The organism is Ferrimonas sp., from assembly GCF_048263965.1.
Lineage (GTDB): Bacteria > Pseudomonadota > Gammaproteobacteria > Enterobacterales > Shewanellaceae > Ferrimonas.
Window position 1 is genome coordinate 1 of sequence record NZ_JBLXDO010000031.1, and the last position, 14,148, is coordinate 14,148.

13 protein-coding genes are annotated in these 14,148 nt (G+C 60.1%); all 13 read right to left on the reverse strand.

What is annotated here, in order from left to right:
* Positions 1-345: 345 nt before the first annotated feature.
* Complete coding sequence (locus ACN0RV_RS18475) at positions 346-756, reverse strand: DUF2802 domain-containing protein (protein WP_286341955.1); 411 nt, start codon at positions 754-756, stop codon at positions 346-348.
* Positions 753-1,247: a chemotaxis protein CheW gene (locus tag ACN0RV_RS18480; RefSeq protein WP_286341954.1), complete on the reverse strand. Its 495-nt coding sequence runs from the start codon at positions 1,245-1,247 to the stop codon at positions 753-755. The genes ACN0RV_RS18475 and ACN0RV_RS18480 overlap by 4 nt, the downstream gene beginning before the upstream one ends.
* 4 nt (positions 1,248-1,251) lie before the next feature.
* Positions 1,252-2,016 (reverse strand): chemotaxis protein CheW, encoded by a 765-nt coding sequence (locus ACN0RV_RS18485; RefSeq protein WP_417349958.1) that lies wholly within the window; start codon positions 2,014-2,016, stop codon positions 1,252-1,254.
* Positions 2,009-2,794 (reverse strand): ParA family protein, encoded by a 786-nt coding sequence (locus ACN0RV_RS18490; protein WP_417349960.1) that lies wholly within the window; start codon positions 2,792-2,794, stop codon positions 2,009-2,011. The genes ACN0RV_RS18485 and ACN0RV_RS18490 overlap by 8 nt, the downstream gene beginning before the upstream one ends.
* Positions 2,795-2,809: 15 nt before the next feature.
* Positions 2,810-3,166: a hypothetical protein gene (locus ACN0RV_RS18495; RefSeq protein ID WP_417349962.1), complete on the reverse strand. Its 357-nt coding sequence runs from the start codon at positions 3,164-3,166 to the stop codon at positions 2,810-2,812.
* Positions 3,163-4,305 (reverse strand): protein-glutamate methylesterase/protein-glutamine glutaminase, encoded by a 1,143-nt coding sequence (locus ACN0RV_RS18500; protein ID WP_417349963.1) that lies wholly within the window; start codon positions 4,303-4,305, stop codon positions 3,163-3,165. Before ACN0RV_RS18500 ends, ACN0RV_RS18495 begins: the two co-directional genes overlap by 4 nt.
* 25 nt (positions 4,306-4,330) lie before the next feature.
* Positions 4,331-6,583, reverse strand: coding sequence for a chemotaxis protein CheA (locus ACN0RV_RS18505; RefSeq protein ID WP_417349965.1), 2,253 nt, complete (start codon positions 6,581-6,583; stop codon positions 4,331-4,333).
* 255 nt (positions 6,584-6,838) lie between these two features.
* Entirely contained in the window at positions 6,839-7,564 is a 726-nt protein-coding gene (locus tag ACN0RV_RS18510; RefSeq protein WP_417349967.1) for a protein phosphatase CheZ, read from the reverse strand.
* An 18-nt stretch (positions 7,565-7,582) separates the two neighbouring features.
* On the reverse strand, positions 7,583-7,966 hold the full coding sequence (gene cheY, locus ACN0RV_RS18515; RefSeq protein ID WP_028110171.1) for a chemotaxis response regulator CheY: 384 nt from the start codon (positions 7,964-7,966) through the stop codon (positions 7,583-7,585).
* A gap of 64 nt (positions 7,967-8,030) precedes the next feature.
* Positions 8,031-8,744, reverse strand: coding sequence for an RNA polymerase sigma factor FliA (locus tag ACN0RV_RS18520; RefSeq protein WP_417349969.1), 714 nt, complete (start codon positions 8,742-8,744; stop codon positions 8,031-8,033).
* The gene (locus tag ACN0RV_RS18525) at positions 8,737-9,627 is read right to left on the reverse strand and encodes a MinD/ParA family protein (RefSeq protein WP_417349970.1); all 891 of its coding nucleotides are present in this window, start codon (positions 9,625-9,627) and stop codon (positions 8,737-8,739) included. The genes ACN0RV_RS18520 and ACN0RV_RS18525 overlap by 8 nt, the downstream gene beginning before the upstream one ends.
* A complete protein-coding gene (flhF, locus tag ACN0RV_RS18530) occupies positions 9,620-11,053 on the reverse strand; it encodes a flagellar biosynthesis protein FlhF (protein WP_417349972.1) in 1,434 nt (477 codons plus the stop codon). Before flhF ends, ACN0RV_RS18525 begins: the two co-directional genes overlap by 8 nt.
* Positions 11,054-11,079: 26 nt before the next feature.
* Entirely contained in the window at positions 11,080-13,182 is a 2,103-nt protein-coding gene (gene flhA, locus ACN0RV_RS18535) for a flagellar biosynthesis protein FlhA (RefSeq protein WP_417349974.1), read from the reverse strand.
* Between the last annotated feature and the right edge of the window lie 966 nt (positions 13,183-14,148).

A 14,148-nucleotide genomic window follows, 5' to 3' on the forward strand; every position in this document is an offset into this window, starting at 1 on the left:
TCTGAATTATGTGTCGCAACTTAATTCTGGCGCATTTGACGCCGTATCGTAGGGGGGCGTCCATCACATCACTGGATCCCGGCGTGCGCCGGGAAGACATTGTGCGGGTGTATGGCTTAGTACGTTGTAGCAAGCCACAGTGTTTTCCGAGAGGTCGTGCAATAGAAACCTCAGGCTAGCACCGAGTTGATTCAAACCTCCGCAGCTCCGCCTCGCACAGTCACTCCGTCGCACGCGGTCGCCCAGTGGCTTAGGGCCATTGGGCGCCTGAACTCCCGCAGCGCTTTTTTACAGGCACAAAAAAGCGGAGCCTGGGCTCCGCTTTTGGGTTCGATATTACCGCCTCTAGGATTTGGGCGCCTTGTGCAGGGTGACCAGTAGCTGGGCCTCTGCCATGGGGATTTCGCACTCCTTGACGATCTCCTCGACGCCGGCTCCCAGCTCCACCATCTTCATGGCGCGGCTGTAGAGGCGAGCATCAGGGTCGTTATGGGACATCTCGTCCTGACGAGCCTGGGTGTGTGCCAACTGCTCCTCCAGGCCCTTGACCTTACGGCCAACGCCCAGGGCGCCGCTGCGCAGCTCATTGAGTTCCCGGCGCAGTCCGTCCCTCTGTCGCTCCGCTTCCTTCAGAAGCAGTGACAGGGCATCCTGCTTACGTTCAACCCCTTTGATCTTACGGTGACACGTCCAGGCGTACAGCAATGCAACCAGGGAAACGGCTGCGGCTGCCGCAGCGAGGATCAGTTCGATCACAGTCCAGCGATCTCCTGCCACTCTTCGTCGGTCAACAGCTTGTTGAGGTCAACCAGGATCAGCAGCTCGTCATCGCGGTGGCTTACGCCCTGGATGAACTTGGCGCTCTCCTCGGTACCCACGTTTGGCGCGGTATCGATTTCGGAGGACTTGAGGTAAACCACCTCGGCCACGCTGTCGACCAGGATGCCCACCACCTGGTTCTCGGTTTCGATGATGACGATACGGGTGGTATCGGTCACCTCAGCCTGAGGCAGGGCAAAACGGGCTCGGGTATCGATCACGGTCACCACGTTGCCACGCAGGTTGATGATCCCCAGAACGTAGTGAGGCGCGCCAGGCACAGGGGCGATGTCGCTGAAACGCAGCACCTCGCGCACCTGCATCACGTTTACACCATAGGTTTCGTTATCCAGGCGGAAGGTGACCCATTGCAGCACCTTGTCTTCACCTTCGGTGGACTCTCCCACCGCTGCGCGTAATTCACTCATCCTATCAGGACTCCTTAACGGTAATATCCAAACCAGCATCCAGCATGCGGGTCAGCTCAGGAACATCGAGCACCACACACTTCTTATCCCGTACGATACCGGCAAGCCATGGACGCTTCGATGACGACTGCCAGTTCACTTCGGACTTGAGCAGCGGCTCCGCATCCAACAGGGACTCACAAGCCAGGGACCAGGGAGTTTCCCCCAGGCATACCACGAACTTGTAGTCACACTCGTCAGCATCACTCTGTGGTCGGTCAGACAGGAACCAGCGGCCGCTGTCCACCACGTTGAGTTTTCCATCCTGGGCATCCAGCTGCACCCCCAGCACCCAGTCGGGACTGCCGGGAAGGTGGTTCAGTTTGCCCAGTCTTTTAATACCACCCAGTGTAAGCAAAGGGACGGCGATTACCAAACCGGCCACTTCGAAGTAGAGGCACTGGAACTCCTCATCCAGCTCCTCCCGCCAGTTCTCGATGGAGGGGAGCGCTGTTTCGGTGGCCAGCTCCGATTCTATCTCGGGTTCAGCCACCTCAGAATGTTGTGTTGCTTCAATCGTCTTTTCAACCACGATTGACGGGGCCACCACCTCGGGCTGTTCGGCCACGGGCTCGGGCTCGGGCTGTGGCTCGGGGGCCACTTTGGGCTCCGCCGCCTGCTCCAGCAAACGGCTGACGTTGGCCTTCTGTACCTCGTCCAGCTGCTCCTTCGGGGGAGTCAGCATCACGTCGAAGTACTCCATCAACGCCTTTTCGGCGGCTTTAGACATGGGCCACCCCCTGTTGGTCCAGCAAGGCATCCAGCAGTTGACTGTAAGCCTGAACCCCACGTGCACTGGCGTCAAAGTGTGACGGCGGCAGATGGGCCTGGCTGGCGTCGCGGAAGCGGGTGTCTACCGGGATCACCGAGTGCCACAGGTCCCTGGGGTATTTCTGGGTCAGTGCGGTCAGCGCCTGCAACGAGGCGCGGGTGCGCTTATCAAACATGGTGGGCACTATGGTGAAGGGGTAACGGGTGCCCCTCGACCGTCCCACCATATCCAGGGTTCGAACCATTCTATCCAGTCCCTTGAGGGCCAGAAACTCTGTTTGTACCGGAACCACGATGCGGTCACAGGCTGCCAGGGCATTGATCATCAATACCCCGAGCACCGGGGGACAATCGATAAGAACTGCATCGTAACGATGGGCCACCATGGAGAGGATGCGCTTGAGAATCAGGCCCATACCATCTTTGGTGCCCAGGGTGCGGTCCAGGGTTGCCAGGGCGGTGCTGGCAGGCAGCAGGTCCAGCTGGGGCGTGCCTGTGGGCACGATCACCGACTCCACCATGGGCAGGTCCAGCTCTTCGTGACCCCGGAACAGCTCGTAGAGGGAGCCGGGCAGCTCATCCGGGTCCACCCCCAGGTAGTAGCCTAGGGAGGCCTGAGGATCGGTATCGACGGCCAGCACCCGGTATCCGCGCTTCACCAGAAGCCCGGCCAGGGTGATGACTGTGGTGGTTTTACCTACACCACCTTTCTGATTGGATACGGTCCAGACCTGCAAAGAGGAACCCCACTGTTACCGGACGTCGGGTGTCCGGGTGATCTTTACCCCGCCATGGGGCTGAGCAAAGGTGGTGACACCCTTGCCGTTATTCTCCAGCACCACAGACTTGCCGCTCTCCTGAGCCTCCTGGTAGCGGCGGCGGATCTCCCGGCGCTGCTCCTCCAGCTGACGCCACTGGCGCAGCTCTTCGGCCAGGGTCTCCAGCTGCTCCTGCTGCTGGGCACTCCTAGCCTGCTCATTCACCAGCTGCTGCTGCAACTCGGCGGCGTAGTGGTGCTTGTCTACGGCCCACATCAGGCTGATCAGGGCCACACTGGCAGTCAGCGCCAGCAGGTAGCCCCTGAACTTGTAGCCTGAGGCGCTGCTCATCGGCGCCCGACCTCTTTGAGGATGCAGTCTGCCATCTTATCCAGGGGGATGGAGTACATGGAGATCTGCTCGGCGGCCACCGCCTGGGGCATGCCGTAGACCACGCAACTGGCTTCATCCTGGGCCCAGATGTGAGCCCCTTCCCGCTTGAGCATACGACAACCTTCGCGGCCGTCGGCGCCCATGCCGGTGAGGATAACGCCGAGCACGTCGCCGCTGTAGATGCGGGCGGCAGAGCCGAAGGTCACGTCCACCGAAGGCTTGTAGTTCAGCTGTTCACCGCCGTCACGGATGGTGAGCTTGGCGGCGCGACTGCTGCCATCAATCAGCATCTGCTTGCCACCTGGGGCCAGGTAGGCACAACCGGGCTTGAGCATCTCTCCGCCCTGGGCTTCCTTCACCGAGATCTTGCACAGGCTGTCGAGGCGCTGGGCAAACGCGGGGGTAAAGGCCGCAGGCATGTGCTGCACCAGCACGATGGGCAGGGGGAAGTCTGCCGGCAGCTGAGTCAGAATCTTCTGCAGGGCGACCGGGCCGCCGGTGGAGGTGCCAATGGCCAGCAGCTTATAGCCCTTGCCGGACGGACGGGTCGGCAGGCGCGGCGCCCCCACCTCACTGGCGGACGGCCTGGCCGTCGGACGCGCGGAGGAGAACTGGGTGCTGGGCTGGGTCACGCTGCGGGTGGCTGTCGCGGTGGAGCGCGGCGCCGGCGCAGACGTTGGCCGCGGCGCACTGAGGCTGCGACGGGAGGCAATGGCCTTCACCCGCTGCTGCAGCAGAGCGATGGCGTTGGCTCGGTCGTTGGCAATGTCCTCGAATCGCTTAGGCAGGAAGTCGGCGGCACCGGCTTCCAGCGCCTCCAGGGTCGAGCGCGCCCCCTCATAGGTGAGGGAGGAGAACATCAGCACCGGGACCGGGTTGGTGCGCATGATCTCGCGCACCGCTTCGATGCCGTTCATCTGCGGCATCTCGATGTCCATGGTCACCACCTGCGGACGCAGGCGGCGCACCTGTTCTATCGCCTCTTTACCATTAGAGGCGGTGCCGACCACTTCCAGCATGGGGTCGGCGTTAATGATTTCTGACACGCGGCGACGAAAGAAACTGGAATCGTCCACCACCAACACTTTAATCGACATACCTATCCTTCAATCATCCCTACGACTACTGACGCTTGGCGTACTGTTTCAGCAGTCCAGGTACATCGAGAATCAGGGCACAGCCACCGTCAGAGGTGATGGTGGCACCGGCCATGCCGGGGGTGCCGTGGAGCAGGGAGCCCAGTGGCTTGATCACCACCTCCTCCTGGCCAATGAGGCCATCCACCACAAAGCCCACCTGCATGGTGCCGATGTGGACTATTACCACATGGCCCTGGTCTTCGCGTTCCACCCTGCCCGGACCGTGGCACAGCCACTTGTCGAGATAGAACAGGGGAATCGCCTTGTCCCGTACGGTCACCGACAACTGGCCGTCCACCACGTTGGTCTTGCTCAGGTCCAGGTGGAAGATTTCGTTGATGCAGGAGAGCGGCAGGGCAAAGATCTGTTTGCCCACTTCCACCATCAGGGTCGGCATGATCGCCAGAGTCAGGGGAACCTTGATCTCCAGGATGGTGCCCTTGCCCTTGTGTGAGTCGATGTAAACCGAGCCGTTCAACTGGGTGATGCGGGTTTTTACTACGTCCATCCCCACGCCGCGGCCGGAGATGTCGGAAATTTCAGTCTTGGTGGAGAAACCCGGGGCGAAGATCAGGTTGTAGGCTTCCTGGTCGCTCATGCGAGCGGCACCATCTTCGTCGAGGATGCCACGGTTGATGGCGATCCCTTTAAGCTTCTCCGCATCCATACCGGCACCGTCATCGCGGATGCACAGCAAGATGTGGTCCCCCTCCTGGGAGGCGGACAGCAGAATGTTACCCTGGCGGGGCTTGCCGGCGGCTTCCCGGTCATCCGGCATCTCGATGCCATGGTCGACCGCGTTACGCACCAGGTGCACCAGGGGATCGGAGAGGGCTTCAACCAGGTTCTTATCCAGGTCGGTCTCCTCCCCTTCCATGGTCAGGGAGATATCCTTGTTGAGGCTGCGGGCCAGGTCGCGAACCACCCGGGGGAAACGGCCAAACACCTTCTTGATGGGCTGCATCCGGGTCTTCATCACCGAGCCCTGAAGGTCGGCGGTCACCAGGTCCAGGTTGGCCAGAGCCTTGCTCATCTCTTCGTCTTCACGCTCCACACCCAGGTTCACCAGGCGGTTACGCACCAGCACCAGCTCGCCGACCATGTTCATGATCTCATCGAGACGGGCGGTATCCACGCGCACCGTGGTTTCGCCGCTGGAAGCAGCCTGGCCTTTGCCGGCCTTGGCTTTGGCCGCGGGCTTAGGGGCGGCTTTCGGTGCCGGAGCAACGTCGGCAGCGGGCTGAGGGGCCGCTGCGGCTGCCGGCTTGGGCGCCGGAGCTGGCTTAGGCTGTGGGGCCGCTGCCGGAGCACTGTCTACGGCCTTGGGGGCATTGCCCTTGCCGTGAAGCTGGTCCAGCAGGGCTTCAAATTCGTCGTCGGTGATCTCGTCGGACTCGGGCTCGGCAGTGGCCGCGGCAACCGCTTCCGCCTTACCGGGGGCACCGCCTTTACCGTGGAGCTGGTCCAGGAGCTTCTCAAACTCATCGTCGGAGATCAGGTCACCCTCAGCGCCGGAGGCCTGGGGTTCAGGGTCGGCTTTCTGGGCCACTTCACCGCTGAACTTGCCTTTGCCGTGGAGGTCATCCAGCAACTTCTCAAACTCGTCGTCGGAGATCTCGTCGCTGTCTGAGGAGGCCGCGGCGGGCGCAGCGCTGTCTGCCGTTGGCAGGGGCGCAGCTTCGCCATCTAGGCCGGAGAGGATGTGCTCAAACTCGGGCTGAGTCATGCTGTCAATGCCGCCGCCATTGAGTGAGACCGACTCAGGCTCGGGGGCTGCCTCAACCACGGGCTCCGGTTGTGTCTCGGGCTCGGGGGCCGCCGCAGGGGCATCGAAAGGCGATGGGGTATTGGGGTCGGTGATGGCGTGCAGGGTGGCCAGCAGCTCTGGGTCTGCAGGTTCCAGCTCTTCACCATTTTGTACGCAGCCAAACATCTCATTGACCGTGTCCAGAGCCTGAAGGATCACATCCATCAGCTCCGAAGACATATCGAGTTGGCCATTGCGCAACATGTCGAACAGGTTCTCGGCGCCGTGACAGGCGTCGACCAGGTGAGTCAGGCTCAGGAAGCCCGCGCCACCCTTAACGGTATGGAACCCCCGGAAAATGGCATTAAGCAGATCCGCGTCGGTGGGGTTGTTCTCCAGCTCCACCAACTGCTCTTGCAAAAGCTCTAGAATTTCGCCTGCTTCGACTAAAAAGTCCTGCAGAATCTCATCATCTATGTCAAAACCCATCGCCTAACTCCTAGGGCCTATTGATCTTTGCTGCATATTTTTGCGCCAAAGTTTAACTGTTACGGAGCAAATCCCCTGAGAGCTTGCTCACAATGGCCAGTGACTCAGGCCGTATGCTGCGCCCTGCGGGCCCGGTCTGGCGACAACCACTCTACACTGTTCGATTTTGACGTAAGGCCACTGTGCCTGTCATCGAACCCCGTAATTGATTGCCGCCATCCTCGGTCAAGTCTCACCACCAAAGGTCAACTGGCCTTAGAACCCGAGGCTGGAAAGCAGATCGTCGACCTCATCCTGGCCGTTAACCACTTCCGCTTTGTTTTCCGAGCTCACGACCGGACCTTCAGCCGCCGCCGTGTCCACGGTCTGGCGGTTAACGTCCGCTTGTTCACCAAACACGGTCAACATGGACACCAGATTCTCTTCCACCTCGCGCACCAGATCGATCACCCTGCGAATGACCTGACCGGTAAGGTCCTGGAAATCCTGGGCCATCAGCACCTGGTTGAGGTGGTCTTTGATCAGCTCCGCATCATCCACAGAGGTGGTCATGAAGGCGTCCATCTCGTGACACAGGGTCTTGAACTCAGCCAGTTCAATCTGCTTCTGCATCAACTTGTTCCAACCCGGTTGCAGTCCCTTGATGCGGTTCTGCAGGTCGGACACTTTTGGCATGCTCTCGTCCAGAGCATCCATGGTACGGTTTGCGGCTTGCTCCGTCATCTCAATAACGTAGTTAAGTCGCTCTTTTGCGTCAGGAATTTCATGCTTGGCCAGATCGGAGATGCGATCGTCCAGCTGGAAATCCCTCAATGCATCGTGCAGCTGTCGGGTCAGTTTTCCCACTTCGTCAAACAGCTGCTGATTCAGAGGTGCGGACACCATCTGAATCAGTTGATTTGCCTGTTCTACTTGCCCCTGTTCCAGCATGGTCACCAGTTCACGGGCATCATCCAACGAGATCAAAGCGTCCTGTTGCATATGCGCTCCCAGTGACTATCAGTTGAGGCGTTCAAAAATCTTTTCGAGCTTCTCTTTCAGAGTGGCCGCAGTGAAGGGCTTCACTACGTACCCGTTTACGCCGGCTTCGGCAGCCATGACGATCTGCTCACGCTTGGCTTCCGCGGTCACCATCAGCACGGGCAGGTGCTTGAGGTTGGCGTCGGCACGAATGGCGCGCAGCAGGTCGATGCCCTGCATACCAGGCATGTTCCAGTCGGTGACCACGAAATCGAAGTCACCCTCTTTCAGCATGGGCAGAGCGGTGTTGCCGTCGTCCGCTTCGAAGGTGTTGTTAAACCCCAGATCGCGCAGCAAGTTTTTGATGATCCGACGCATTGTTGAAAAGTCATCAACGATCAGAATCTTCATATTAGTGTTCAAAACATCCTCCAACCGGGGTTTCCCCAAAGAGCCACTGTTGCAGCGAGCATTATTAATCTAAAACTTATTGTTGCCAACTTGATAAACGACTTTTCAGGCGCATCATTGCCTGACTGTTGATCTGGCTCACTCGCGACTCACTGACGCCAATGACCTGACCTATCTCTTTCAAGTTGAGTTCTTCGTCGTAATAGAGCGACAAAACCAGGGCTTCCCTTTCTGGAAGGCTCTTGATGGCGGCTGACAGGGCTTCCTGAAACCGCTCTTGGGCCACCTGCTCGAAGTTACGTTGTGGCGCATCCTCATCAACAAAGCTATCGACCGATACGCCGAGATCTTCAATACCAATCATCCTCCCCATGCTGGCTTCATTCAGCATCTGGTGGTACTCATCGATTGGAATATCTAGATAATCAGCAACTTCGTTGTCGCGGGGGTCCCGACCCAGACGCTTTTCCAGCTCCTTGATGGCGTCGGTAACCTGACGGTAGTTTCGATGAACCGAACGCGGCACCCAATCTCCGCGGCGGATCTCATCGAGCATGGCTCCGCGAATGCGGATGCCGGCAAAGGTTTCGAAACTGGCGCCCTTGGTGGCGTCGAAGTTCCGGGAAGCTTCCAGCAGACCAACCATCCCCGACTGGAGCAGGTCATCCAACTGGACGCTGGCAGGCAAGCGGGCCATCAGGTGGTGGGCTATGCGCTTCACCAGAGGGGCATAACGTTCCACCAGGGAGGCCCGGTTATCGAACTGGGTGTAGGCCGCCGCCTTATTCACCAACCGCTTCTCCATACATGTTGCGGCGGACCAGGCGCTCTACAAAGAACTCCAGGTGACCGCCAGGGTTATCCGGCGTCGGCCAGCTCATCACCTTATTGGAGAGTCCCTGATAGGCGATGGCCGCCGGCGCGCGAGGGAAGGCTTCCACCACCACCCGCTGTTTACGGACCGACTTGCGTACGTTCTCATCGAACGGGATGGTGGCCACCAGCTCCAGGGCCACATCCAGGAAGCGATCCGTCACTTTGGAGAGCTTAGCAAACAACTCCATCCCTTCACGGAGGCTGCGCACCATGTTGGCGACGATGCGGAAGCGGAACACGCCATGCTCCCGCGAGAGAATCTTGATCAGGGCGTAGGCGTCGGTGATGGAGGTGGGCTCATCGCACACCACCACAACCACCTCCTGGGCGGCCCGGGAGTAGCTGAGTACCATCTCGGAGATACCGGCCGCGGTATCCACGATGAGGACATCAAACTCCTCCTCCAGCTCACTGAAGGCCCGGATCAGGCCTGCATGCTGGGCGGGAGTCAGCTCCACCATCGCCTGGGTACCGGAAGCCGCGGGTACAATGAACACCCCTTGCGGGCCCTCCACCAGAACCTCGGACAGCTTGCACTCACCGGACAGCACGTGGGACAGGTTGTACTTCACCCGAAGCCCCAGCAATACATCCACGTTGGCCAGACCCAGGTCTGCATCCAATACCAGCACCTTCTGCCCCTTTTGGGCCAGGGAGGTTGCCAGGTTGATGGAGACATTGGTTTTGCCGACACCGCCTTTGCCACCGGTTACCGCGATGACCTTTACCATCTTTTGCTTTTGCTGTGCCATCTTTCTTAGTCCGCTTGCCTGATCCTGCAGAAACCATCTATTCATAGCTGCCCGCCACACTCTGTCGTTGCACGGGCTCACCCCACTCCTGCGTCTCCTCGATCACCACGGCACGGCGTGCCAGGTACTCGGGTTCGGCGATCCTCAGGTCCTCGGGAACACGCTGTCCGTCGGTAAGGTAACTGATTGGTAAGTCGTTTTGAATCAGTACACTGAGGGCTTCGCCGATGCTGTGGGCTTCGTCGAGCTTGGTGAAAATGCACCCGGCCAGGGCGATGCGGCGGAACTGTTCCACCGTCTCCTTCAGCACCCGGTATTGGGCGGTGGAGGAGAGCACCAGGTAGGGACGAATGGGCAGGCGAGTGGCGGCAACCAGGTTATCCAGCTGCTCCACCAGGCGCATGTCTCTCTGCCCCATACCGGCGGTGTCGATCAGAATCAATCGACGGCTACGCAGCTGGTACAGCACATTTTCCAACTCTTTCACGTTACTGGCGGCTCGCACCGGACATCCCATGATCTTGCCATAGGTGGCCAGCTGCTCTTTGGCGCCAATACGATAGTTATCGGTCGTGATCAGCGCAACTTGATCCACACCATAGCGGGCGGCATATCGCGCGGCCAATTTAGCTACAGTAGTGGTTTTGCCGACGCCGGTTGGACCGACCAGAGCGATAACACCGCCCCGGCTTAAAGATTCTTCTGTGGTTTGGGTCAGCTCGGCGCCAATCAGTCGCGGCAGTTGCCCCAGGGCTTCGTGCAGGGACAGGTGCTCGGGCACCAGGGAGGCGAAGTGGTCCGCCACGCTGCGGTGAAAGCCGTTCTCCCGAAGCTTGTCCGCCAGCATGGCCCGCACCGGCTCACGGCGGGCCAGGTCCTGGTCCATCAGGCCGGCCACCTGGTGCTCCAGCAGCTGACGGATGGAGGCCATCTCGTCACGCACCGCCTTGAGCTCCTGGGCCCCCTGGCTGGGGCGGGCATCGGCAGTGCGGGCCTTGGCGCGAGGAGGCTGCGCCTTCTTAGGCTGCTCCTTCTTGCCGAACGCCTCTTTGGCCCAGTCCGGCAGGGCTTCATTGCGGCCAGACGCCTGACGGGGCTGCTCCTCTTCGAAGCCGCGCTGCTTCATCCGCTGCTGCTGACGCTCCAGCAGGCCTCGGAGGCTGTCACCCGGACCTGGCTCGCTGGGGGCGGGCCGGCGCGCTTCGGTGCGCAGAGGCTGGGCCGGACGACTCGGGCGGGGTTGCCCCAGGGTCACCCTGTCCTCGGCCAGGTCGGTGGAAGAGCGGGGGGCGCTGACGCTAGGCGTCGGAATACTGGCGCCACTCTGATCGTCAAAGTCCACGGCCGCCACAATTTCGACGCCGCCATTGACCTTCTTGTTGGACATGATCACCGCGTCGGTGCCGAGAGTCTCTTTCACTTCGGCCAGTGCAGTACGTATATCCTTGGCAAAAAAACGCTTTATTTTCACTTTAGGTTACTCCCCACTCCTACCGCTTACTGGCCCACGGAATGGACGATTCGAATCTGCTTATCATCCGGTATCTCCTGATAGGACAGCACCCTCAGGGATGGGATAGTGTGTTTGACAAACCGGCTCAGGGTGGTGCGCAGCACCCCTGAGGTGAGCAGGACGGCAGGTTCACCCACCATCTCCTGCTTCTGAGCCATCTCCGACAGAGAACGTTGCAGGCGCTCCGCCAGGCCAGGCTCCAATCCGGTATTCTCGCCGTTACTGGATTGTAATGACTGATGCAATATCTGTTCCAGCTCAGGAGACAAAGTAATGACGGGGATCTCTGGCTCTGCGCCGTTGATTTCCTGAACAATCAGCCGCTTCAGCGCGATACGCACCGCCGCGGTCAACACATCCGGGTCTTTGCTCTTCGGCCCATACTCCACCAGGGTCTGAACCAGGGTACGGACATCCCGCACCGGCACCCCTTCATTGAGCATGTTCTGCAGCACCTTGACGATGACGCCCAGGGACAGGGTCTCAGGGACCAGCCCCTCAACCAGCTTGGGCGAATCCTTGGCGAGGATATCCAGCAGCTGCTGAACCTCTTCGTAACCGAGTAACTGGGAGGCGTTGTTGGTGAGCAGCTGACTGAGGTGGGTGGCGACCACGGTCGCCGCGTCCACCACGGTGTACCCCAGGGTCTGGGCGTGGTCACGCCGGTCCGGACCGATCCACACCGCTTCCAGGCCGAAGGCCGGGTCTGTGGTGGTCTGCCCCTCCAGCTGACCGAATACCTGGCCCGGGTTGATGGCCAGTTCGCAGTCGTGGCGGATCTCCGCCTCACCCACCGCCACGCCCATCAGGCTGATGCGGTAGGCGTTGGGGGCCAGATCCAGGTTGTCTCTGATGTGGACCGCCGGCACCAGGAAGCCGAGCTCCTGGGACAGCTTCTTGCGCACCCCTTTGATGCGCGCCAGCAACTCCCCTTTCTGGGCCTTGTCCACCAGCGGGATCAGGCGATAGCCCACCTCCAGGCCGATGGTGTCCACCTGGTTGACGTCCTCCCAGGAGAGCTCCTTAGTGTCGGACTCCACACGCTGGGCCACGGCGGTCTCCTCCGCCTCCTTGGCCGCGTCGGCCGCCTGTTGCTGACGGCGCTTGTAGCTCCAGTAGGTCAGGCCGGCACCGGTGAGACCGAAGCCGAGGAACGCCAGCTTGGGCATGCCGGGCACCAGCCCCATCACCACCAGCACACCTGAGGTCACCATCAATACCTTGGGATCGTCAAACATCTGGGTGACTAGGGTCTCACCCATCTTCTGGGCTTCGTTCTGCCGGGTAATGATGATGGCGGCAGCGATGGAGAGCAGCAGGCCGGGGATCTGCGCCACCAGGCCATCACCGATGGTGAGCATGGTGTAGATCTCCACCGCTTCACCAAAGCTGAGCTGGTGCTGGGCCATGCCGATGACAAAGCCGCCGAGGATGTTGATAAACAGAATCAGGATGCCGGCGATGGCATCCCCTTTAACGAATTTGGAGGCACCGTCCATCGCCCCGTAGAAGTCCGCCTCTTTGGCCACCTCTTCCCGGCGATGCTTGGCCTGCTCCTGGTTGATCAGGCCGGCGTTCAGGTCGGCGTCGATGGCCATCTGCTTGCCGGGCATGGCGTCCAGGGTAAAGCGAGCGGTCACTTCAGAGATGCGGCCGGCACCCTTGGTTACCACCACGAAGTTGATGATCACCAGGATGGTGAACACCACCAGACCCACGGCGTAGTTACCGCCAATCACCACGGAGCCGAAGGCCTCAATCACCTTACCGGCGGCGTCGCCGCCATTGTGACCCTCCAGCAGCACCAGCCGGGTGGAGGCCACGTTCAGCGCCAGCCGCAACAGGGTGGCGATCAGCAAAACCGTGGGAAACGCGGCAAAATCCAGGGGGCGCAAGGTGTAGATGGAGACCAGCAGGACCACCAGCGCCAGGGCGATGTTGAAGGAGAACAGCATATCCAGCAGCAGGGCTGGCATGGGCAGGGTAACCATGGCCAGGGTCGCCAGAACCATGACCGGTGTGCCGATCCCTTTCAGGTAGATGCCATATTTCTGGAATAGGGTGTTTGCGCTGGCCTGTAAATTCATCTTCCGTCTTAAAATTGACGCCGTGGAGGGCATGCTACCCAATAAGCAAGGAGTATACCAGCAACCCGCCTCAGAACCGCTACAGCGGTGGATTTACCGAGGAAAAAATCCACAATTCAATAACTCCCATTAATGGTCATTTGGCTTTTCAGTTTGGCTTACCCCTAGGCCTTAAGGCATCTGCGTCGGAAAATGACCGCTTTACCAAGTTTTCCTGAGAAGGCCTGCAAAAGCCCAGCATTGTGAATGGCGAGTTGGTAAGCGGTTACTTCGCCATGGGCATAGATGTAAAAGCGACCGCTTGGATGACGAGATAGGGCGACCGCCTTCGCCGAAGTGACTGTGCTGGGGGGAGCCGCCGTGGTCTGAACCGCTTCTATTCGAACGCTCAACAGGCTCACTGGCACCATCGTCTTCCCGGCGCAGGCCAGAATCCAGTGTCTATCGCCAACCCGGACATCTCCCAAGAAAAGACGCTGGGCGACCGCGTGCGCCGGAGTAACTGTGCGGGGGGGGAGCCGCCGTGATCTGAACGGTTTCTTTTCAAGCCTGCAACCCACTGCGCAAGTCACGACGAAGTGCTCAACAAGCCCACTGGCACCATCGTCTTCCCGGCGCAGGTCGGGAGCCAGTGTCTGTCGCCAACCCGGACATCTCCCAAGAAAAGACGCTGGGCGACCGCATGCGCCGGAGTGACTGTGCTGGGGGAGCCGCCGTGGTCTGAACGGTTTCTTTTCAAGCCTGCAACCCACTGCGCAAGTCACGACGAAGTGCTCAACAAGCCTACTGGCACCATCGTCTTCCCGGCGCAGGCCGGGAGCCAGTGTCTGTCGCCAACCCGGACATATCCAAAGAAAAGACGCTGGGCGACCGCATGCGCCGGAGTGACCCTGCTGGGGGGAGCCGCCGTGGTCTGAACGGCTCCTATTCGAACCTGAAGCCAACGGGCGTAATTACGACAAAACC

Coding starts and splice junctions, on each gene's coding strand:
- ACN0RV_RS18480 (WP_286341954.1), bottom strand. CDS start 1,247: ATGAGTGAATTACGCGCAGCGGTGGGAGAGTCCACCGAAGGTGAAGAC.
- ACN0RV_RS18485 (WP_417349958.1), bottom strand. CDS start 2,016: ATGTCTAAAGCCGCCGAAAAGGCGTTGATGGAGTACTTCGACGTGATG.
- ACN0RV_RS18495 (WP_417349962.1), bottom strand. CDS start 3,166: ATGAGCAGCGCCTCAGGCTACAAGTTCAGGGGCTACCTGCTGGCGCTG.
- ACN0RV_RS18500 (WP_417349963.1), bottom strand. CDS start 4,305: ATGTCGATTAAAGTGTTGGTGGTGGACGATTCCAGTTTCTTTCGTCGC.
- ACN0RV_RS18505 (WP_417349965.1), bottom strand. CDS start 6,583: ATGGGTTTTGACATAGATGATGAGATTCTGCAGGACTTTTTAGTCGAA.
- ACN0RV_RS18510 (WP_417349967.1), bottom strand. CDS start 7,564: ATGCAACAGGACGCTTTGATCTCGTTGGATGATGCCCGTGAACTGGTG.
- ACN0RV_RS18525 (WP_417349970.1), bottom strand. CDS start 9,627: ATGAATAGATGGTTTCTGCAGGATCAGGCAAGCGGACTAAGAAAGATG.
- flhA (WP_417349974.1), bottom strand. CDS start 13,182: ATGAATTTACAGGCCAGCGCAAACACCCTATTCCAGAAATATGGCATC.